General features: G+C 43.6%; 20 protein-coding genes and 1 riboswitch. Of the genes, 18 read left to right on the top strand and 2 right to left on the bottom strand.

The features are described from left to right. The first annotated feature begins 280 nt into the window (after window positions 1-280). Window positions 281-1090: a zinc transporter ZupT gene (gene zupT, locus J7I80_RS13250; protein ID WP_214738826.1), complete on the top strand. Its 810-nt coding sequence runs from the start codon at window positions 281-283 to the stop codon at window positions 1088-1090. A gap of 259 nt (window positions 1091-1349) precedes the next feature. Beyond that, on the top strand, window positions 1350-2591 hold the full coding sequence (locus tag J7I80_RS13245; RefSeq protein ID WP_214738825.1) for a S8 family peptidase: 1242 nt from the start codon (window positions 1350-1352) through the stop codon (window positions 2589-2591). Window positions 2592-3101: 510 nt separating this feature from the next. On the opposite strand, the gene J7I80_RS13240 is transcribed toward J7I80_RS13245, so the two are convergent. Then, a complete protein-coding gene (locus tag J7I80_RS13240) occupies window positions 3102-4229 on the bottom strand; it encodes a CAP domain-containing protein (RefSeq protein WP_214738824.1) in 1128 nt (375 codons plus the stop codon). A 310-nt stretch (window positions 4230-4539) separates the two neighbouring features. Between J7I80_RS13240 and J7I80_RS13235 the strand changes: the two genes are divergently transcribed. From J7I80_RS13235 to J7I80_RS13190, 10 genes are all read left to right on the top strand, one after another. After that, a complete protein-coding gene (locus J7I80_RS13235; protein ID WP_251027751.1) occupies window positions 4540-5448 on the top strand; it encodes a hypothetical protein in 909 nt (302 codons plus the stop codon). Window positions 5449-5600: 152 nt separating this feature from the next. After that, window positions 5601-6887 (top strand): kynureninase, encoded by a 1287-nt coding sequence (gene kynU / locus J7I80_RS13230; RefSeq protein WP_214738823.1) that lies wholly within the window; start codon window positions 5601-5603, stop codon window positions 6885-6887. A gap of 15 nt (window positions 6888-6902) precedes the next feature. Continuing rightward, window positions 6903-7733 (top strand): tryptophan 2,3-dioxygenase, encoded by an 831-nt coding sequence (gene kynA, locus J7I80_RS13225; protein ID WP_214738822.1) that lies wholly within the window; start codon window positions 6903-6905, stop codon window positions 7731-7733. A gap of 54 nt (window positions 7734-7787) precedes the next feature. Continuing rightward, entirely contained in the window at window positions 7788-8414 is a 627-nt protein-coding gene (gene kynB / locus J7I80_RS13220; protein ID WP_214738821.1) for an arylformamidase, read from the top strand. Window positions 8415-8553: 139 nt separating this feature from the next. Continuing rightward, window positions 8554-9183, top strand: coding sequence for a TetR/AcrR family transcriptional regulator (locus J7I80_RS13215; RefSeq protein WP_214738820.1), 630 nt, complete (start codon window positions 8554-8556; stop codon window positions 9181-9183). A gap of 28 nt (window positions 9184-9211) precedes the next feature. After that, window positions 9212-10096 (top strand): ABC transporter ATP-binding protein, encoded by an 885-nt coding sequence (locus J7I80_RS13210; protein ID WP_214738819.1) that lies wholly within the window; start codon window positions 9212-9214, stop codon window positions 10094-10096. Window positions 10097-10099: 3 nt separating this feature from the next. Continuing rightward, window positions 10100-10897 carry an ABC transporter permease subunit gene (locus tag J7I80_RS13205; protein ID WP_214738818.1) on the top strand — a complete coding sequence of 266 codons (798 nt, stop codon included), beginning with the start codon at window positions 10100-10102 and terminating at the stop codon, window positions 10895-10897. 15 nt (window positions 10898-10912) lie between these two features. Next, a complete protein-coding gene (locus J7I80_RS13200) occupies window positions 10913-11710 on the top strand; it encodes an ABC transporter permease subunit (protein ID WP_214738817.1) in 798 nt (265 codons plus the stop codon). A gap of 398 nt (window positions 11711-12108) precedes the next feature. Further along, complete coding sequence (gene hemY, locus J7I80_RS13195) at window positions 12109-13521, top strand: protoporphyrinogen oxidase (RefSeq protein ID WP_214738816.1); 1413 nt, start codon at window positions 12109-12111, stop codon at window positions 13519-13521. Window positions 13522-13651: 130 nt separating this feature from the next. Beyond that, on the top strand, window positions 13652-15115 hold the full coding sequence (locus J7I80_RS13190) for a PAS domain-containing sensor histidine kinase (RefSeq protein WP_214738815.1): 1464 nt from the start codon (window positions 13652-13654) through the stop codon (window positions 15113-15115). Between the two features lie 55 nt (window positions 15116-15170). Here J7I80_RS13190 and J7I80_RS13185 read toward each other — a convergent pair whose 3' ends face one another. Continuing rightward, window positions 15171-15554, bottom strand: a complete 384-nt coding sequence (locus J7I80_RS13185) for an SET domain-containing protein (protein WP_214738814.1) — start codon at window positions 15552-15554, stop codon at window positions 15171-15173. Between the two features lie 415 nt (window positions 15555-15969). Next, window positions 15970-16056: riboswitch (cyclic di-GMP riboswitch) on the top strand. A 93-nt stretch (window positions 16057-16149) separates the two neighbouring features. Here J7I80_RS13185 and J7I80_RS13180 point away from each other — a divergent pair. The 6 genes from J7I80_RS13180 (at window position 16150) to cpaB (ending at window position 19358) form a co-directional block, all read left to right on the top strand. Further along, window positions 16150-16494 carry a DUF192 domain-containing protein gene (locus J7I80_RS13180; RefSeq protein WP_192472188.1) on the top strand — a complete coding sequence of 115 codons (345 nt, stop codon included), beginning with the start codon at window positions 16150-16152 and terminating at the stop codon, window positions 16492-16494. A gap of 16 nt (window positions 16495-16510) precedes the next feature. Further along, on the top strand, window positions 16511-16702 hold the full coding sequence (locus tag J7I80_RS13175) for a Flp family type IVb pilin (protein ID WP_214738813.1): 192 nt from the start codon (window positions 16511-16513) through the stop codon (window positions 16700-16702). A 126-nt stretch (window positions 16703-16828) separates the two neighbouring features. Further along, window positions 16829-17350 carry an A24 family peptidase gene (locus J7I80_RS13170; protein ID WP_214738812.1) on the top strand — a complete coding sequence of 174 codons (522 nt, stop codon included), beginning with the start codon at window positions 16829-16831 and terminating at the stop codon, window positions 17348-17350. Next, entirely contained in the window at window positions 17347-17730 is a 384-nt protein-coding gene (locus J7I80_RS13165) for a TadE/TadG family type IV pilus assembly protein (RefSeq protein ID WP_214738811.1), read from the top strand. The genes J7I80_RS13170 and J7I80_RS13165 overlap by 4 nt, the downstream gene beginning before the upstream one ends. A 10-nt stretch (window positions 17731-17740) precedes the next feature. Beyond that, window positions 17741-18649, top strand: coding sequence for a pilus assembly protein TadG-related protein (locus tag J7I80_RS13160; RefSeq protein ID WP_214738810.1), 909 nt, complete (start codon window positions 17741-17743; stop codon window positions 18647-18649). Between the two features lie 10 nt (window positions 18650-18659). Continuing rightward, window positions 18660-19358, top strand: a complete 699-nt coding sequence (gene cpaB / locus J7I80_RS13155) for a Flp pilus assembly protein CpaB (RefSeq protein WP_214738809.1) — start codon at window positions 18660-18662, stop codon at window positions 19356-19358.

The raw sequence follows: 19358 nt of genomic DNA, 5'->3' as shown, positions 1-19358 counted from the left end.
TATAAAAATTCTTAAACAATTTAGTTGCAGGTCAAGTTTCCTATGCGATAAAATGTTTACCATAGGAAACTTTTTGACCCAGACGCATATATTATTTTTACAAAGGACTCCTGTACCCAAAAAGTTGACTTAAGGAAACATTTTAGAGTAAGTCCATCAAATGGAGATTATCCCTGTATGTGAAACTTTTTCAAGCAGTTGCATAGACTAAGAATTATTGTTTTCCTTCTTGAAAATTACACGGGTCAGGTCAAATATTCATATTCAAAGGAGAATAAAAATGACAGAGGAGATTTTATTTGCTTTCGGTTTGACTTTATTCGCAGGTCTTGCCACCGGGATCGGAAGTATTCTCGCCTTTTTTACATCGCGGACCAATACAAAGTTCCTGTCGCTCGCGCTTGGTTTTTCAGCCGGAGTCATGATTTATGTATCGATGATCGAGATCTTCGTAAAAGCGAAGGATTCCCTTGTAACGGCGCTGGGAGTGCAATCAGGAAACTGGGCAACCGTGGGTGGTTTTTTCGCCGGAATCGTGTTGATTGCATTGATCGATAAGTTCATACCAAAGCAAGGAAATCCACATGAACTGAAAAAGGTCGAGGACATGAATACACCTTCAAAAGCTGCCAATGATGCGGCCCTTCTGAAAATGGGCACCTTTACTGCCTTGGCGATTGGAATCCACAACTTTCCGGAAGGGATCGCCACCTTCACCTCTGCAATTCAGGATCCTGCTTTGGGTGTGGCAATTGCCATCGCGATCGCCATTCATAACATTCCAGAGGGAATCGCTGTTTCCGTACCAGTTTATTTTGCGACTGGCGATAGGAAGAAAGCTTTTAAACTATCATTTCTTTCAGGTCTTTCCGAACCAATTGGCGCACTTGTGGCATACCTTTTCTTGATGCCGTTCCTGAATGATATTATGTTTGGCGTCATATTTGCAGCTGTAGCGGGTATCATGGTGTTCATCTCACTCGATGAATTATTGCCGGCTGCAAAAAAATATGACGAATCCCACCTCGCCATTTATGGATTGGTTGCCGGTATGGCCGTCATGGCAGTTAGCTTGCTTCTGTTCATTTAAAAAACAAGTGCTTAAAATACTATTATTTTCCATCAACAAGAGTGACCTGTAAAAAAATGGTCACTCTTTTTGGTGCTTTCGATATTGGGAAAATTTAAAAATAGATCCATATACATGTGACTTTTGTGTAAACGTGCAGAATTACCTGATTCAAAAGACTTAAAAATGAACAGATTAGCATATTGCTGTTATCAGAATATTTTAAATATAATAGATTTTGTAAAACCAGCAACACCATAAAATGCAGAGGAGTGGTTGAATGAAAAAAAGAAAAGCACTAGGAGCAGCACTACTAAGCATGACAATGGGTCTATCTATGTTTACGGCTGGGGCATTTGGCCAGGCACCAGAGGCACAGGATACATATCGGGTTTTGGTCCAGGGTCCTGCAGCTGAAAAGGCTAAGGCAAAAGATCAGTACGGCAAGAGATGGGATTTTGGAGCGAAAGGTTTTACAACAACAGTCACTGCCAAGCAATACCAGGCACTATTGAAAAATAAGAATCTACAAGTAGAAACAGTTTCCCAGGTACAGCTGGAAGCCAAGCCGGGTTCTGGCGCACAGGCAGCACCAACTGATCAAACTCCATGGGGAATGGAAGCAATCTATAACGATAACAATCTTCAGGCCACTTCTGGCGGAGCTGGCGTCAAGGTAGCCGTCCTCGATACCGGCGTCAATGTTAACCATGCTGATTTAGCTGGCAGCGATGAACAATGTAAGGATTTCACACAGCGTAAATCACCGATTGTCAATAATTCATGTTCCGATAAAAATGGCCACGGAACCCATGTTGCCGGAACAGTCCTTGCTCATGGAGGCACAGGTTTGGGAATTTACGGAGTGGCACCGGAAGCCGACCTTTGGGCATATAAAGTTTTGAATGACAGAGGCTCAGGCTATTCGGATGATATCGCCGGAGCAATCAGGCATGCTGCAGACGAAGCGGCGCGTACAGGCTCGAAGGTAGTCATTTCTATGTCACTGGGATCAAGCAGCAAGAGCGCAATGATTGCTGATGCAGTTGACTATGCTTATGGAAAAGGTGTCCTCGTGGTTGCAGCTGCTGGTAACAGCGGACCGAATGCCAATACAATTGGTTATCCAGGTGCCTTAACAAATGCAGTAGCTGTTGCCGCTTTAGAGGATGTTCAGCAAAACGGTACATACCGTGTCGCAGACTTCTCATCCCGCGGTAACCCGCTAACTGACGGTGACTATGTGATCGGTGAGCTCGATGTGGAAGTATCCGCACCAGGGAGAGCGATTGAATCCACATGGTATGACGGTTCTTATAACACAATCAGCGGAACATCTATGGCCACTCCGCACGTATCCGGATTGGCAGCAAAGATTTGGGCTGAAAATCCAGGCATGAGCCATACCCAACTTCGTGCGGAACTTCAAAACCGCGCAAAAGCGAATGATATCCTTGGCGGATCAGGAGCAGCTTCTGGTGATGACTATGCATCAGGCTTTGGGTTCCCTCGTGTGAAGTAAATAATAGTGGAAATCCGCTTGATCGTCTGATGACGATTGAGCGGTTTTTTCATGACTTGATCTTGTCTGATGCTGCAGCTGCGGTAGGATTGAGCTGCGTCCGCCCTTGCACGAACTGGAAAAAAACGTCCGAAATTTCCAACTCGCCAATAAAATTTGATTTTCGCCAATAAGTTAGTGGAAATCGCCAATAAAGTTGTGAAAATGCCAATAAAATTTTTCTATGAAGAAAAAGGCATGAAATGAGATGCATTTTTTGAAAAAATCATGCTGTTAACAAGGGGGCAGCCGATTTTATAGCATAACTTTTAGTTATAGAGAGAAAATACTGATTTTATATAGTGAAATTTCTCTTTGGGATAGAGATTTTCTGATTTTATAGCGACTTTTCTATTTTTAAAGCGAGTGTATAATTTATATAGCGACTTTCAAACTTTTTATAGCGAACTGGAAATAATCCCCAATTTTTTTCCGGAAATAAAAAAGAAAACCGAGCCAATCTGACTCGGTTTAAAAGATCCGCTTCGAATAAAAATTCTCGGTAAAATAAGGCTCATGCTTCGGGCCGAAAGCGACACCGACTCCGAGCAGTTTGAAGTCCGACTTAAGGATATTTTCGCGGTGGCCAAGCGAGTTCATCAAGCCTTCGTGGGCGAAAATGCTGCTGAATTGTCCATACGCGAGATTCTCTCCGGCGACGGAAAACGCAATATCATCCTCTTCCATTCTGTCAAAAGGCGATTGTCCTTCAGGGTTCGTGTGGCTGAAAAACGAGTTTTCCGCCATATCGGCGCTGTGCTTGCGGGCAGTTACCCGAACCTGATCGTCCCACTCAAGAACACCCAACCCGTGAGCACGCCTCGAAGCATTAGTCAAATCGAAGAGCTGATATTCAAAACCCTCCTTCAATGACTCACTTGCTTCAGTATAAAAGCCTGCCTTGCTTTGTTCCAATTTTTCGCTGACAATCTGGATTGCAGCGACACTATTATTTCTATGTTTATCATAAAACACCGTCACATAACTGTCGTCCAAATGATAGACATCATAGTCCTGGTCCTGTTGGAACTGGTAATAGACAAGCCCCTTCCTGATTTCGCCAAGTGGTTCACCAAGCGTCTGACGCACTGTTTCCTTCGAAGCGCCATACTTGATGCCGTTTTTGGCGGCGATTAAATCCTGGTTTGTATACAAAGCATTTACAACCCCATCTTTGTTGTAGGAAATCATGAGGAAGTTCTGGAAATTCTCGTGATAGGCATGCCACTCGGTTCCATACTCGTTCACGGAAACCCTTTTAGGAGAGCCAAGCTGTTTTTCAACTTCACCCTTCGCTTCGCCAATTCCAATATTATGGATGGTAAAGGTTTTCTCAGAAGGAGTCTCCAGCTCCGGTTTAGCCACTTTCGGCAAAAGATTTTGTTCATCCTTTGTTAATTCTTCCTTCTTCTCATCAAGCTTCCATAATAACTGATTGATTCCGCTGTTGACCGCTTCCAATGCTTTACTGAGCTCAGGGCTTTCTTTTATTTTGTTTATTTCATTATTTAAATTTTGAAGATCTTTTTCATTCGTCAAAAATGGCCATGCAAAATAAAGCAGGCCCCCTAAAATCAGAAGTGAAAACAATCGTCCCAAGGTTTTTTCACCATCCTTTTATTCCTTATCACCAATATACCCATTAATACTTGATTAAAAAAGCATACTAGCTTGGCGGCAGGGCAAACTTTGTATGTAAAACTATCCAAGTTCATCAGTTGTGAAACTTTTCACATAATGTTCATAACTCTTATGCTAAATTCTTATGGATCAGTAGTATTATTACTATCTCAATAGTGTTTATATTACCAGGAGGTCTTATCTTGAAAAAACTATTACAAATCATTATTATAATCGGACTTATTCTGACACCTTTTTATACAAATGCAATGTGAAATGGTTTACCGAAGTGGCGCCTAAGAAAGAAAGTATTGAAAACATTTTATCGCCGTTATTTATGGGGCTAGCGCTTCTCGCGGCTGTGGTTCTCGCGTCACTGACGTTAATCATCCCCAAAATGGCCCAATGGCCGCTAATCAAAAAGTGGGATGATTTCCTTTCAAGTTTCCGTAAATATTCCAGATACTTATTAAAATACGGAACAGCCCTGGCATTGATCATACAGGTTACAAACGGTACCTTATTTGCACCCGAGTTCCACCTGGACAGCACCTTGATGACAATTTTAGCGTGGGTTACGATTGGCCTGCTTCTTGTGCCGCATCATATTGCAACAAAAATAGGGGCGGCCATATTATTGATATTATTCGTTATGGTGACTGTAAAGCACGGAATTTTCTATATGCTTGATTACGGTTTTTATGTTGCAATCATCGGCGTGCTGCTTGTTGGCAAAACGAATCTGGAGAAGGTCGGCTTTCCGTTTTTGTATTTGGGGACGGGGCTTTCCCTATGCTGGGTCGCTGTTGAAAAATGGGTATACCCTACGATGGCGCTTGATATCGTCGCTAACCATCAGGTACCTACTTTCGGGTTTGATCCAGCAGCCTTTATCGTGATGGCAGCTTTTGTTGAATTTGTTGTCGGCTACTTGCTGGTGGTTGGTATTTTGAACCGCGTATTAGGGGCTGTTGTCACGGTCATCTTTATCTTAACGACCATGTTATTCGGCTTTACAGAAATCATCGGCCATTTCATGATCCATATCGTCCTGATCATCTTCATTATCGAAGGCGTTTCCTTCTATAACCCGCCCATCAAGCTGCACAAAACGAGAGTCGACCAGTTCGTGTTTATCTTTTTGAACTTCATTTTCGTTCTGTCGACCTTTGTGCTGATTTATTATCGTTTTGCTTAAACAGCCTTTAATGGAGGCTGTTTTTTCTTTTCAGATAAAACAACTGGCCACGGCGTTTCCACATTTCTTGGAATTATCAGACCTTTTGTTGACGCTTGCTTCTGTTCTTTGTTACGATTTCTCTAGTTGCAAATGGGATGGGAGAGATGATGATGAAGCCTTATTCTTTTGAACCTGATGCGGAATTTGCCGCACAGCTTGACCGTGAAGATATACTGGCCCGTTACCGGGATGAATTTTACCTGAAACCTGATCGTATTTATCTTGATGGAAACTCGCTTGGTCTTCTTTCAAAGAGGGCGGAACAGACAATGCTTGAATCATTGGCTGACTGGCGTGAGCTTGGCATCGATGGCTGGATGGATGGCAGCCACCCTTGGTTCTATTTATCTGAAAAACTTGGAGAATTGACTGCTCCGCTTGTTGGTGCTGCCCCTGAGGAGGTTATTGTAAGCGGATCCACAACAGTCAACCTGCATCAGCTGGTCACCACCTTTTACAAGCCGGAAGGCAAGAGAACAAAGATCCTCGCCGACGAATTGAATTTTCCTTCCGATATCTATGCACTGCAAAGCCAGCTGCGAATCCATGGCTACGATCCGGATACGCATTTGGTCAGGGTGAAGAGCAGGGACGGAAGGTTTCTTGATGAGGACGATATCATTGAGGCGATGACGGATGAAATTGCACTTGTCGTATTGCCGACTGTTCTGTACCGCAGCGGGCAAATACTTGATATGGAGCGGTTGACAAGAGCTGCTCATGAACGTGGTATCCTGATCGGTTTCGATGGCTGTCATTCCATTGGAGCGATTCCGCATGCCTTCTCTGATTGGGGAGTCGACTTTGCCTACTGGTGCAATTATAAGCATCTGAATGGCGGACCTGGAGCAGTAGCAGGTCTTTATGTGAATTCTAAGCATTTTGGCGCGAAGCCGGGACTTGCCGGCTGGTTCGGTTCGAGAAAAGACAAACAGTTTGATATGGAGCATGTGCTGACTCCTGCTGAGAATGCGGGGGCCTACCAGATTGGAACTCCTCATGTATTGAGTCTTGCCCCTTTGCTTGGCTCCTTGGAAATGTTCGCCGAGGCGGGAATTCAAAATATCCGCGAAAAATCATTGAGGATCAATCAATATCTAATGGACCTGATTGAGCAGGAGCTTGGCGTTGCCGGCTTCAAAATCGGCAGTCCAATAGAAGATTACAGACGGGGCGGCCATGTCAGTCTCGAGCATGAAGAAGCAGCAAGGATTTGCAAGGCTTTGAAGGAAAATGGGATTATTCCTGATTTCCGCGCTCCGAACATCGTCCGCCTTGCACCTGTAGCGCTTTATACTTCTTACACTGACGTCTGGAATGCTGTCCAGATTTTAAAAGAAATCATGGATAGTAAATTATACGAGAAATTCAGCAATGAGCGCGGAGTTGTGGCGTAGGGGAGGAGACTGGGAATGAAGGAAGAGCAAAAAACACATCAAATTCATACTGATTTTTCAAAAGAGCTTTCTTATGGCAGTTACTTGCAATTAGATAAAATTTTATCCAGCCAGCAGCGCCTGTCGGATCACCATGATGAAATGCTGTTCATCATCATCCACCAAGCCAGCGAACTGTGGATGAAGCTGATTTTACATGAAGTGAGCGCGGCGATTGACTGCATTCGTAAAAATGACCTGGAGCCGAGCTTCAAGATGCTCTCAAGGGTGTCGAGGATCCAGCAGCAGCTGATCCAGTCATGGAGTGTCTTGTCGACGCTGACTCCGGCTGAATATATGGAGTTCCGAGACAAGCTTGGCCATTCATCAGGATTCCAATCCTATCAGAACCGATTGATTGAATTTGCTCTTGGTCAAAAAAGCGCACATGTACTGTCCGTTTACCAACATGATCCACAACTGTATAAACAAATGGAGGATGCGCTGCATGAACGGTCGATATATGATGCAGCGATCAGTGCGATGGCGATGCGTGGCTTGCCGATAGATGATGCGGCCCTGAATCGTGATTGGTCTGCTCCGTACGAACCAAATGCCAGTGTTGAGGAAGCATGGCTTACGGTGTATCGTAACGTGGATCAATATTGGGATCTGTATGAGCTTGCTGAAAAGCTTGTCGATATCGGCAGCCAGCAGCAGTTGTGGCGCTTCAATCATATGAGTACAGTTGAACGGATCATCGGCCACAAAACCGGAACAGGCGGCTCTGCCGGTGTATCCTATTTGAAAAAGGTCGTCGACCACCGATTCTTCCCTGAGCTATGGAGCCTGAGGACGAAGCTATAATAAGGGAATCCCCTGAGCTTAGCACGAAGTTATAAAAAGAAAGAAGGTAACCGCATGGGAAATTGGATTGATATTTCGCAGGTTTTGAATAATAACATTCCCGTTTGGCCGGGTGACACGCCATTTCAATATGAAGTGAGCTGGGGAATGGAAGAAAGCGGCTCCGTGAATGTCGGTCAGGTGAAAATGAGTACGCATACCGGCACACACATCGATGCGCCATTTCATTTCGAAAACGATGGCAAAAAGGTAATCGAGCTGGATTTCAACTTATACATTGGACCTGCTCTTGTGATCCATGTGGAGAAGCCTGAAAGTATCGGAGTTAAAGAACTGCAAGGTGTGGATCTGAACGGAGTGAAACGTCTGTTGATCAGGACCGACTCTTGGCAGGATAAGACATTTTTCCCGGAGTCAATTCCACATATCGAGCCGGAACTGGCTGCTTATCTTGCTGGACATGGTGTGCAATTGCTTGGTCTTGATTTGCCATCGGTCGATCCATTGGACAGCAAGGAACTGAATGCGCATCATGAATTGAACAACCAGGGCATTCATATTCTTGAAGGACTGGTACTAGATAAAATTGAACCAGGAAAATATGAGCTCGCTGCATTGCCTTTGCCGCTAGAACAGGGTGACGGCAGTCCAGTGAGAGCTGTGGTTCGAAAAATCGGATAGGATGAAGGGGCTGCCGAGATTTGGGCAGCTCTTTTTTTGTCGAAAAATATACCATGATTGCTATTGACCGGGTTGGTCAATGAGGAATATAATGATATTGACCAGTTCGGTCAATAAAGAAGTTTTTAAGGAGGTCATGATGTCTTCGAAATTCTTAAGCTTGAATCCTGAAAAACAAAAACGTATTCTCAACGCTGCTCTCAAGGAGTTTGCCCAAAAAGGGTACGAAAATGCCTCTACGAATGAAATTGTTAAATCAGCAGGAATATCAAAAGGCCTGCTATTCCATTATTTTAAAAACAAGAAAGAATTATATCTGTTCCTTTATAATCACTTTACACATGTGATGGTAGAAGAGTTCTTTAATGAAATGAACCTAAGTGAAACCGACATTTTTGAACGGATGAAAACGCTGATGATCCTGAAAAATAAACTGATGGCGAAGCATCCGGAAGTATTCGACTTCACGGTTGCAGCTTCAATGGAAACCGCGGAAGAAGTAAAGGAAATATTGAATAACACAAATACCGAACTAATCCAGGCAAGCTACAGCCGGCTATTCGAGAATATTGACATCACTAGGTTCAGGGACGGTGTCGACATCCAAAGAGCGATCAACATCATCATGTGGACGCTCCAGGGCTTCAGTAATCAGGAGTTGGAAAAAGCTAAAAGACTGAACATTGTAAAGCCTAACTTCGATGAAGCATTCAAAGAAGCAGAAGTGTATATCGATATGATGAAGAAGGCATTTTACAAAAGTTTATAAAATAGAAAAGTATCTGGGAGGGTCTGGCATGAACGTGATTGAGATTAACAATCTGACGAAAATGTACGGCAAGGCCAGGGGAATTGAGGATGTCAGCTTCGATGTAAAAGAGGGAGAGATTTTCGGGTTCATAGGACCGAATGGCGCGGGGAAATCGACGACGATCCGAACACTGCTGTCGCTGATTTATCCGACGAGCGGCAGCGCGACGATCTTCGGCAAGGACATCATTACGGCCGCGCCGGAAATTAAAAAGGATATCGGCTATCTGCCATCTGAAGTGTTTTACTATGACAATATGAAGGTCATGGAGCTGCTCAAGTATTCGGCAAGCTTTTACAAAAAGGATTGCACCAAACGAATCAAGGAGCTTGCTGACATCATGGAGCTGGACCTGACGAAGAAAATCGATGACCTTTCACTTGGAAACAAGAAAAAAGTCGGCATTGTCCAGGGTCTGCTGCACGAGCCGAAGCTGATCATCCTTGACGAACCGACGAGCGGGCTTGATCCGCTCATGCAGCAGAAGTTCTTTGATCTTCTTGAAAAAGAAAACAAGAAAGGTGCGACAATCCTGTTTTCGTCCCATATTCTCAGCGAGGTGCAGAGGCTGTGTGACAGGGTCGCCATCATAAAGCACGGGCGGATTGTCACTGTCGAGAAAATCAGCACGTTAAAAGAAAACACATATAAGAAATTCAAAATCGAATCCAATTCCGGAATTGATAAAAGTCTTTTTGATATCGAAGGTGTGAACCAGCTTGAGCAGGACAGCGGAACGATCAGCTTCCTTTTCAAAGGTAATATCAACTCCATCATGAAAAAAATCGCGGAAATCGAGATCGCCAACCTCTGGGTGGAGGAGCCTGACCTTGAAGAGATCTTCATGCATTACTATGAAAAGGAGGAATAGAACATGAATATATTCCTTCATGAACTGAAGGCATACCGGAAATCGACGCTGATATGGACCCTGTCATTGGTGGCGCTGGTGGTGCTGTTTTTATCAATGTTTCCTTCCTTTTCGAAGGATGCCGAAGAGTTCAAGAAGCTGCTCGAAGGTTTCCCGGTTGAGTTGCGAAAAGCGATCGGATTGTCGGTGGACAGTATTGCGACATTGATTGGTTTTTTCTCGTATGCGTTCCTGTACCTGAAGCTGGCAGGCGCCATTCAGGCTATGAATCTTGGAACCACGATTTTATCCAAGGAATCCCGGGAAAAGACAGCGGACTTCCTGCTGACAAAACCAGTTACAAGGTCGCAGGTCGTTACTTCAAAGCTGCTGGCCGCACTGGTTTCCCTCGTCACTACCAATATCGTTTTTATCGTGGCAACATTTATGATGGCATCGATCGTGGCTGGGGACGATTTTAACAATGAATCCTTATTCCTGATTGCGATATCCCTATTCTTTCTTCAGCTCATATTCATGGCGTTGGGAATTGTGATTTCAGTGATTTTTCCTAAAATAAAATCGGTGATCTCGGTGTCACTCGGTACTGTGTTCGGGTTCTTTATGCTCGGAATGATTAGTTCGACAACGGAGGATGAAGCCTTGCGTTACTTAACACCCTTCAATTATTTCGACTCGACTTACATCACGGAGCATGCAGGCTATGAAACTTCTTTTCTGGTAACCGGGGCGCTGGTTATCATAGCTGCGGTCATTGCCAGCTATTATTTGTACAGTAAAAAGGATGTTCATTCCGTTTAGGGAGGAGGGAAAATCGTGAATCTTTTTAAAAGGGAAATGAAAGCAAATCTCAAGTCGCTCATCATTTGGAGCATCGGTGTCATCTTTATGGTCGCTTCGGGCATGGCCAAGTTTTCCAGCCTGGAAGGGACCGGGCAATCAATGAATGCACTGATGGCCGACATGCCTAAATCGCTCCAGGCAATCATGGGTACAGGTTCGCTCGATTTGTCGACACCCATCGGTTATTATGGAGTCCTTTTCTTGTATCTAGCCGTGATGGGAGCCATTCATGCAGCGATGCTCGGATCGAATATCATCGCCAAGGAAGAACGGGATAAGACGGTAGAGTTCCTGCTGGTCAAACCACTTTCAAGAATGAGGATGATTACATCCAAGCTATTGGCAGCTTTGGTCAATGTTCTGATTTTAAATGCGGTGACCTTCGCTTCCTCTGTAGGAATGGTCCAGAAATATGCAGAAGGTGAGAACGCGACCGGGGATATTTCCTTGCTGATGGCTGGAATGCTCATCCTTCAATTGATTTTCCTCGTCATCGGTACAGCGATTGCCGCTGTTTTGAAAAATGCTAAAAAAGCCACATCATTGGCAACAGGAATCCTGCTCATCCTCTTCATTCTGTCAATCGCAATTGATTTGACTGAAAAGCTGGATGGATTGAAATTCCTTACTCCATTCAAGTATTATGATGCGAAGCTGGTATTGGAGAAGGGCGGGTTCGAGTCAGTGTATCTTGGGTTGTCCTTCTTGCTGCTGGCCGGCCTCACAATTGTGACCTACCTTTTTTATCGAAAAAGAGACATGAATGTTTAAAATCCCGGTGAATCCGGGATTTTTTTATGGAGGAGTAGATTTTAAACGGGTGTTTAACCGTCAAGACAATAAATTCTGCACTTTTATGACTTGAGTAAGAGTAAAATCATACAAATTTTGGGAATGAGAAACTTATTTCTGCGAAAAACCCACCTGATTCCGCGAAACTCCCACTTAATTCCGCGAAAAACACACTTGATTCCGCGAAATCCACCCCTAATTCCGCGAACTGGAAATTATCGATGGTTTTTTCCAATTCTTCGTTCACATTTTAGTAAAAAAACTCCCATCTTCCTTTTAATTTCCGGTGCTATACTTTAAATATGTTAAAAACTGCACATACCTAGTTAATTCAACTATAGGATAATCAATATATTACTAAAGAATAGGTGAGCGGAATGGAAGAAAAGAAGGTCATTGTTGTTGGCGGCGGGATCACTGGGCTCGCGACAGCCTATTATCTCCAAAAGGAAGCCAAGGAAAAGCAATTACCCATTAAAGTGAAATTGATTGAGGCAAGCGAACGCCTTGGCGGTGTCATCAGCACTCAGAAGCGGGATGGATTCGTTATTGAAAGAGGTCCGGATTCGATCATAGCGAGAAAGAAGAGTGCTATGAGATTGATAGAAGAAGTTGGCCTCAAGGATAAAATCATTTCCAACACAGCCGGGAAGTCGTATATTTACGCTAGAGGCAAGCTTCACACAATGCCCGAGGGTTCCTTCATGGGCATTCCGACGAAGGTAACTCCGTTTGCGTTATCAGGATTATTCTCACCGCTGGGAAAGCTTCGTGCAGCGGGGGATTTTATTTTACCAAAAGGAGCGCCCAAAGCAGACCAGTCACTTGGTGCTTTCTTCCGCCATCGGCTGGGTGATGAGGTGGTCGACAATTTGATCGATCCGCTATTGTCAGGTATTTATGCGGGCGATATTGATGAACTGAGCCTGATGTCCTTGTTCCCAAACTTCTATGAAATTGAGCAGAATCATCGCAGCCTGGTAATAGGATTGAATAAATCGATGCCAAAGCCTCCGAAAACGGCCCAAAAGCCTGGTTCTAAAAAGGGAATGTTCATCTCATTGTCAACGGGCCTTGAAGAGTTGATCCACCGGGTTGAAAGCCGACTGGAAGAGGGCACGGTCATGAAAGGTACAGCTGTAAATAAGGTAGTGAAAACAGGCGATACCTACCAGGTCCAGCTCGAAACTGGAGATGCAGAAGCAGCGGACAGTGTCGTCATTACCACTGATCATTTCCATGCCCAGCGGATGCTTTCCGAATACGCATTTATGGAACAGTTTAAAGATATGCCGTCCAATTCCGTGGCAAATGTCGCGATGGCCATTCCAAAATCAGCAATCGAGAAAGATATCGATGGAACGGGCTTCCTCGTTTCAAGGAACAGTGATTTTAGGATAACGGCATGTACCTGGACGCACAAGAAATGGCCTGGCACATCTCCTGATGATATGGCATTACTCCGCTGTTATGTCGGTAAACCGGATGACCAGGAAGCAGTTGATTTGTCAGATGAGGAGATTGTTGAGCTGGTATTAAATGATTTGAATAAGACAATGAATATTACCGCAAAACCCCTCTTCCATGTCGTCACGAGGTGGAGAAAAGCGATGCCGCAATATACGGTCGGGCATCTTGAAAGGATTGGTCGGGTTAAAAAGCAGCTTAGCCGGGAACTTCCTGGTGTCTTCCTTGCCGGCGGGTCATTCGAGGGCGTGGGCATCCCTGGCTGTATCGACCAGGCGGAATCAGCAGTGGCAAAAGCAATCGGCCATCTGACTTCAAAGTAATATCTGCCGCTATCTTTCAAAAGGTAGCGGTTTTTTAGTTTTAATAGTATGATAGCCAAATATTTCTTTTTTAATATCTAAATCTTCTGTAAAATGGAACTATAAGCATAAAAAGTTTGGAGAGATCTCTATGCGTAATAGTTTTCCAATATTTGGAACTGATGATGAAACAATCTATAATCCTAATGAACTGCTAAGTTTATTTTTGGATTGCACAGCTGACGGATTTGCTATTGTCGATATGGAGAATCGATTTTTAAGAATCAACCAAAAGTACACCGAAATATTCGGCTATACAGAAGAAGACTTGATTGGAAGAACTTTTTATGAGTTCTCGAACCCTGATTTTGTTCCAGGAATCATAGCCCAAGTTAAGAATGGAGAAGCTTTTACAAATATGATAACCCAGCGATTCCATAAAGACGGATCAATGCTGGATATTGCGGTCTCCTACTCTCCATTCCGGAATAAGCATGGAAAAATCATTGCAATCATAGCGATTTACCGTGACATCACCAAAATCGTGAACATGGAGCGTGAATTGAATAGAACACGTGAATTGTACGAATTGATCACAGAGAATACGACTGACATGATCAAGGTGATTAATAAAGATAAAGTGATTGTGTACGCTTCACCATCGCATGAAAAAGTAATCAGTCTGAAGCCAGAGCAAATTGTAGGCAAAAGCTTGTGTGAATTTTTGACGGCTGAAGAGGATGTCATTCTTGATAAAAAACTCCAGGAAATTCTCGAAACAGGTGAGCCGCAGATATTGCGGAAAAAGTTTACGACTTGTGATCAAAATACGGTCTATACAGAATATAATTTTTCACCGATCTACAATGAGAAAAAAGAGATAGAGTCCTTTGTCAGTGTAGGCCGGAATATTACCGACCGTGTCAAACAGGACGCCACCATCCGGAATCTGGACAGGCTTTCGGTCACCGGACAGCTGGCAGCAGGAGTGGCTCATGAAATCCGCAATCCGCTTACTTCATTGAAAGGTTTCTCGAAATTATTACAGACATGTCTCGATAAGGAGAAGCAGGAGGATTACCTGGCTATCATGATGAATGAACTCGACAGGATTGATACGATTGTCAATGAGTTCATGTCACTTGCAAAGCCGCAGGCGGTAAAGTTTGTAAAGGGAGACCTGAAGTCAATCCTGGACAGCACTATCAAAATAATTCACCCGCAAGCATTGTTGCATAATGTCCTAATCATCACTCATTATCCAGAAAAGAATCTGATGCTGTCATGCAATCCGCACCAGCTAAAACAGGTATTTTTAAACTTCCTGAAAAATGCGATTGAATCCATGCCCGAAGGCGGAAAAATTCATATTGACCTTCAGATGAAAGGTTCGGGTAAGGTGCAGATAAGCATTTCAGATGAAGGAACAGGCATCGAATCAGACCGGCTGCGATACCTTGGAACGCCTTTTTATACGACAAAAGATAAAGGGATTGGACTTGGATTGACGGTCAGCAATAAAATCATCCAGGAGCATGATGGAACAATGAAGATCATAAGTGAAGAGGGTAAGGGGACCACAGTGATTGTTGAACTAGATTGTTTGGAGACATAGGGCAGAGAGAGAAACATAAAAAAAGCGGCTTCCTGAATCGGAAGCCGCTTTCTTGTTAATCCTCTTCTTTGTTGAACCATAATGGATCGTTATTATCTTCTTCTCCATTATAGTTAATGAAAATTTCTTCCCCTGCGCTGATATCACGATAGGCATAGAAATCAAATGTGTGATTGTCGAAATTGATTTCATACGTTGCGTTAGGCTCGTATGAGTGGTTGAATAACATTCCATATCCGAGAAGGATGGCAGAATGATTAATGCCATATTCAAAGGCATAATCCGCCAGCGCCGTTTTCTCGATATGGACATGCTGGTCGTTCGGATAGGATAGCACGGGAGCTTCATGGATCAATTCGCCTTTTGCAATATCACGCTTTGCGAATACACCTCTATTGAATTCACCATCGCTAATTTCAGAAGTTTTAACTTCAATCATTTTTTTCACCTGCTCGCTCTATTACATTGTTGTTGCTTCCTCTTTTAGCATGACGGTTTTTTAAAAGAAATGCAAATTTATTATAAAATCCATATTTATTTTAAGAAATCCAGTGGTTTATGACCTAGCTAAGACATAAAAATCCACAGAAAATAAAACAATATACCTATAAAACATGTCGCGATACATGCCTAATTATCCACAATAAAAGCTCTGTTCAGCTTAGTTACTCACATCTGAAAATTGTTAACCACCTGAATCATGATTTAAGCCCTATCTATCGGAAAAGTAGTTTCTTTTTCCTGAGCAAAAAGACCTGGTTAAATTTTTAGAAAAATCAGGATTTTTGATGGATTTTGTTGAAGAATGAATCAAATTATGATGTGGGTAAGAGATCAGTCGGATATACACTGATTCTCGATAAAGGCAAACCTGGTGAAAACCAGCGACGCAAAGCTAAAGGGGCTACGGCAAACCATTGCTAAGCCAGCCAGCTACCGAAAGATCAGGGTGAATTACATGAAATATGTATTCAGCGAACCCCCCTTTCGGTAAAGGCGGGGTTATTTTTGTACAGTCGGAGGTGAAAAGCGGAATGAGACTTGTGAACGAATCGAACGGCAAAGAATTGGCAGCGGATGTAAAAATAGCAGATACCTTTTTCAGCAGATTCAAAGGGTTGATGCTGACAGAAAGCTTGCCAGAAGGACACAGTCTCTATATAAAACCCTGCCGGTCCATCCATACCTTTTTTATGAACTATTCCATCGATGTTCTTTACATCAACGAGAACGATGAAATTGTAGGCGCGGACGAACAACTTGAGCCTGCGAAAATGGGAAAGCGCTGCAAAGGTGCATATTCCGTCTTCGAGCTTCCAGAAGGCACGATCCGGAATAGCGGAACGAAAGTCGGTCATTCTATCAAACTAATAAAATGAAAAGGGGTTTTAAACAATGAAAGCAAAAATGAAAGCACTATTCACAGAAGAACAAGGACAAGGTATGACTGAGTACGGTTTGGTACTTGGAGTTATTGCGGTAGCGGTTGTTGGTGTGTTGGCTTTATTGCGTGAACAGATTCTTGAAATGTTTAGAGAGGTAACTAAAGCAGTAACCGGCAGAAATGATACTCCTACTACACCATAATCTTACTATTAACTAAGGCATTTATTCATTTATTTATAAATTGTAGTCAGAGGTACACCAATAAACAGCCTCGCGTTGAGAAACGTGAGGCTTTTTTAAAACTCCTCACTGAAATGAGGTAAATTCATGTTTGTTGATTTTTTATTGATAACTTTAATAGTTATCTGTGTCATAACCGATTTGAGAGAACGGAAGATTTATAACAAGGTTTTATTTCCTTTTTTACTGGTGGGTCTGGTTTTGAATTCGGCCATTGATGGAGTCCAGGGGCTGGGCTTTGCCCTTGCAGGGACAGCAGTTGGTTTCTCTATTTTGCTGATCCCCTATTTGCTCGGAGGGATGGGAGCTGGGGATGTGAAACTGCTTGCGGTGGTGGGGGGCTTAAAGGGAGTTGTATTTGTATTGACGGCGGCTGTTTATATGGCGCTTGCTGGAGGGATTATGGCGATGATCATCCTGTTTTTCAGAAAGGGTGCCTTGAATAGGCTGAAGCAGATTGGCATGTTCCTGGGCGGGTTGCGCAGCGGTATGAAAGTCCCGCTTGGACTGGATAAGGAAGCCTTGAACACGACCTATCCATATGGAGTGGCCATCGCGATTGGAGCTTTGGCTGCCATTGTGTTTCCAGCTGGAGGAGGATTGCTTTGAGACGTGATGAGAGGGGGCAATCACTGGTTGAGACGGCCCTCGTTCTGCCGGTTCTTTTATTGCTGTTGGTAGGGATTTTGGATTTCGGAAGGATTATGTATTCATATGCCCATCTTCATATGGCAGCCCAGGAAACCGTCAGGGTGGGAGGTCTCGGTAAAAGTGATTCCGAAGTCACTGCTTTTGCCAGGGATTATGTACAGCTGAATGAAATTGATAAACTGGCCATCTCTATTTCTCCTGGAGAAGCGGGACGTGTTGCTGGTGACTATATAACTGTGAAGTTGGAATATCCTTATCAATTTTTCACTCCGTTTATATCCAGCCTGTTTTCTTCATCCTTGACGATTAAGGCGGAGTCAACGATCAGAGTGGAGTGAGGAGGAAAATATGGCACGAAGATGGTTAGCGGAGGAATCAGGAAACACCATTCTATTGGCTGCCCTTTCGATGTTTGTCATCCTTAGTATGGCCGGTCTCGCAATTGATGGCGGGATGGTATATATGACGAAGGCGGAGCTTCAGAAAACAGCTAATGCGGCGGTCCTTTCTGGAGCCCAGGAGCTGACAAACAATGAAGCGAAGGTTGAAGAGGTGGTACGAAGCATCGTTGCAGCCCATAAAGACGGCTCGAATGTAGATGATATTTCAATAGATATGGAGAAGAAAGTCGGTATTGATTTGTCCAAAAAGGTAGACCTCGCATTCTCAAAACTACTTGGCTTTGAAACTGTCAATGTCCAAGCGCATTCTGCTGCTGAGTTAAGAACGATGGGACGGGCAGAAGGTGCAGCACCGCTTGGCATCGATGACAGCATTCCATTGGAGTTTAATAAGGAATACCAGCTGAAAGTGGATACTGGCGGAGTAGAATATGGCAACTTTGGAGTCCTTGCACTGGGTGATACAGGAGCCCGTCCATATGAAGAAAACCTCCGTAATGGCTATCAAAACGAGCTTTCTGTAGGGGATATCGTCATCACACAAACAGGTAATATTGCCGGTAAAACAAGGGAAGTGGTCAAGGAGAAAGTGAATTCTTGTCCAGAACTCCCAAGGGATATAAATTCAAGGAACTGTTCAAGGATCCTGCTTGTCCCTGTCTATAAACCATACAGCACGGATGTCAACCAGGTAAAAGAAGTGAAAATCACTGGTTTCGCTTATTTCTATATTACCGACCCAATGGACAGCCATGACACTTCAATCAAGGGGATTTTCATCAAACGCGCAGGAACGGGTTTTGAAGGTGAAACAGCCGCCTTTAAGGGCGCATACAGCATTCGAATAACGGAGTAGGTGATCAAATATGCGGTCAAAGCTTGTTTTGGTCCTCGCATTAGTAATGGGTATAGTAACGACGTTTTTATTCTTTCAATATATGAATCAAGTGAAAGCTGAAAAGGCGATGAACAGCAATTTGGTGGAGATTGTTGTCGCCAAAGAAAAAATCGAGAAAAATGAGCAAATCACTTCTGCAAAACTGGAAACTGCCATGGTTCCTGAAAAGGCATTGCACGCCAACTCCATTAAAAGCTTTGGCGATGTTGAGGGGAAGCTGGCGAACGCTGAGATTGAACAAGGCGAGCCAATCCTTTCCCACCGGCTGGGATCCCAGACTGCAGAAAATATCTATGTTTCAAGAAAAGTCAGGGATGGTTATCGTGCTGTTTCTGTGGGAGTAAATTTAAATCAATCAACTGCAAACCTGATTGAACCTGAAGATGAAGTCGACATTATGTTCTCTAAAAAGCTGCCGGGGCAGGAAGGGAAAGTTGAGTCTAAAATCATCTTGGAAAAAGCAAGGGTACTGGCGGTTGGGCGGAAAATGGTCCTTCCTGAGGATACACAAGAGCCATATGCCGAATATACTTCAGTTACGGTAGAACTTAAGCCGGCGGATGCTTTAAAACTTGTCAATTCGGCTGAACAAGGCAATATCCATTTCATGCTGCATAAGCGGCCAGTCATAACAGAAAAAGAAGCGGGCGACAGCGACCAAGATTGA

The organism is Bacillus sp. ISL-41 (genome assembly GCF_018613235.1).
GTDB lineage: Bacteria > Bacillota > Bacilli > Bacillales > Cytobacillaceae > Mesobacillus.
The sequence above is the reverse complement of the archived record's forward strand: the minus strand, read 5'-3'. Positions and strand labels throughout refer to the sequence as shown.

Bases quoted from the DNA above. Each gene is read 5' to 3' on its own strand.
- zupT (WP_214738826.1), top strand. From the start codon at position 281: ATGACAGAGGAGATTTTATTTGCTTTCGGTTTGACTTTATTCGCAGGT.
- J7I80_RS13245 (WP_214738825.1), top strand. From the start codon at position 1,350: ATGAAAAAAAGAAAAGCACTAGGAGCAGCACTACTAAGCATGACAATG.
- kynU (WP_214738823.1), top strand. From the start codon at position 5,601: ATGAAGCCTTATTCTTTTGAACCTGATGCGGAATTTGCCGCACAGCTT.
- kynA (WP_214738822.1), top strand. From the start codon at position 6,903: ATGAAGGAAGAGCAAAAAACACATCAAATTCATACTGATTTTTCAAAA.
- kynB (WP_214738821.1), top strand. From the start codon at position 7,788: ATGGGAAATTGGATTGATATTTCGCAGGTTTTGAATAATAACATTCCC.
- J7I80_RS13215 (WP_214738820.1), top strand. From the start codon at position 8,554: ATGTCTTCGAAATTCTTAAGCTTGAATCCTGAAAAACAAAAACGTATT.
- J7I80_RS13210 (WP_214738819.1), top strand. From the start codon at position 9,212: ATGAACGTGATTGAGATTAACAATCTGACGAAAATGTACGGCAAGGCC.
- J7I80_RS13205 (WP_214738818.1), top strand. From the start codon at position 10,100: ATGAATATATTCCTTCATGAACTGAAGGCATACCGGAAATCGACGCTG.
- hemY (WP_214738816.1), top strand. From the start codon at position 12,109: ATGGAAGAAAAGAAGGTCATTGTTGTTGGCGGCGGGATCACTGGGCTC.
- J7I80_RS13190 (WP_214738815.1), top strand. From the start codon at position 13,652: ATGCGTAATAGTTTTCCAATATTTGGAACTGATGATGAAACAATCTAT.
- J7I80_RS13185 (WP_214738814.1), bottom strand. From the start codon at position 15,554: ATGATTGAAGTTAAAACTTCTGAAATTAGCGATGGTGAATTCAATAGA.
- J7I80_RS13180 (WP_192472188.1), top strand. From the start codon at position 16,150: ATGAGACTTGTGAACGAATCGAACGGCAAAGAATTGGCAGCGGATGTA.
- J7I80_RS13175 (WP_214738813.1), top strand. From the start codon at position 16,511: ATGAAAGCAAAAATGAAAGCACTATTCACAGAAGAACAAGGACAAGGT.
- J7I80_RS13170 (WP_214738812.1), top strand. From the start codon at position 16,829: ATGTTTGTTGATTTTTTATTGATAACTTTAATAGTTATCTGTGTCATA.
- J7I80_RS13160 (WP_214738810.1), top strand. From the start codon at position 17,741: ATGGCACGAAGATGGTTAGCGGAGGAATCAGGAAACACCATTCTATTG.
- cpaB (WP_214738809.1), top strand. From the start codon at position 18,660: ATGCGGTCAAAGCTTGTTTTGGTCCTCGCATTAGTAATGGGTATAGTA.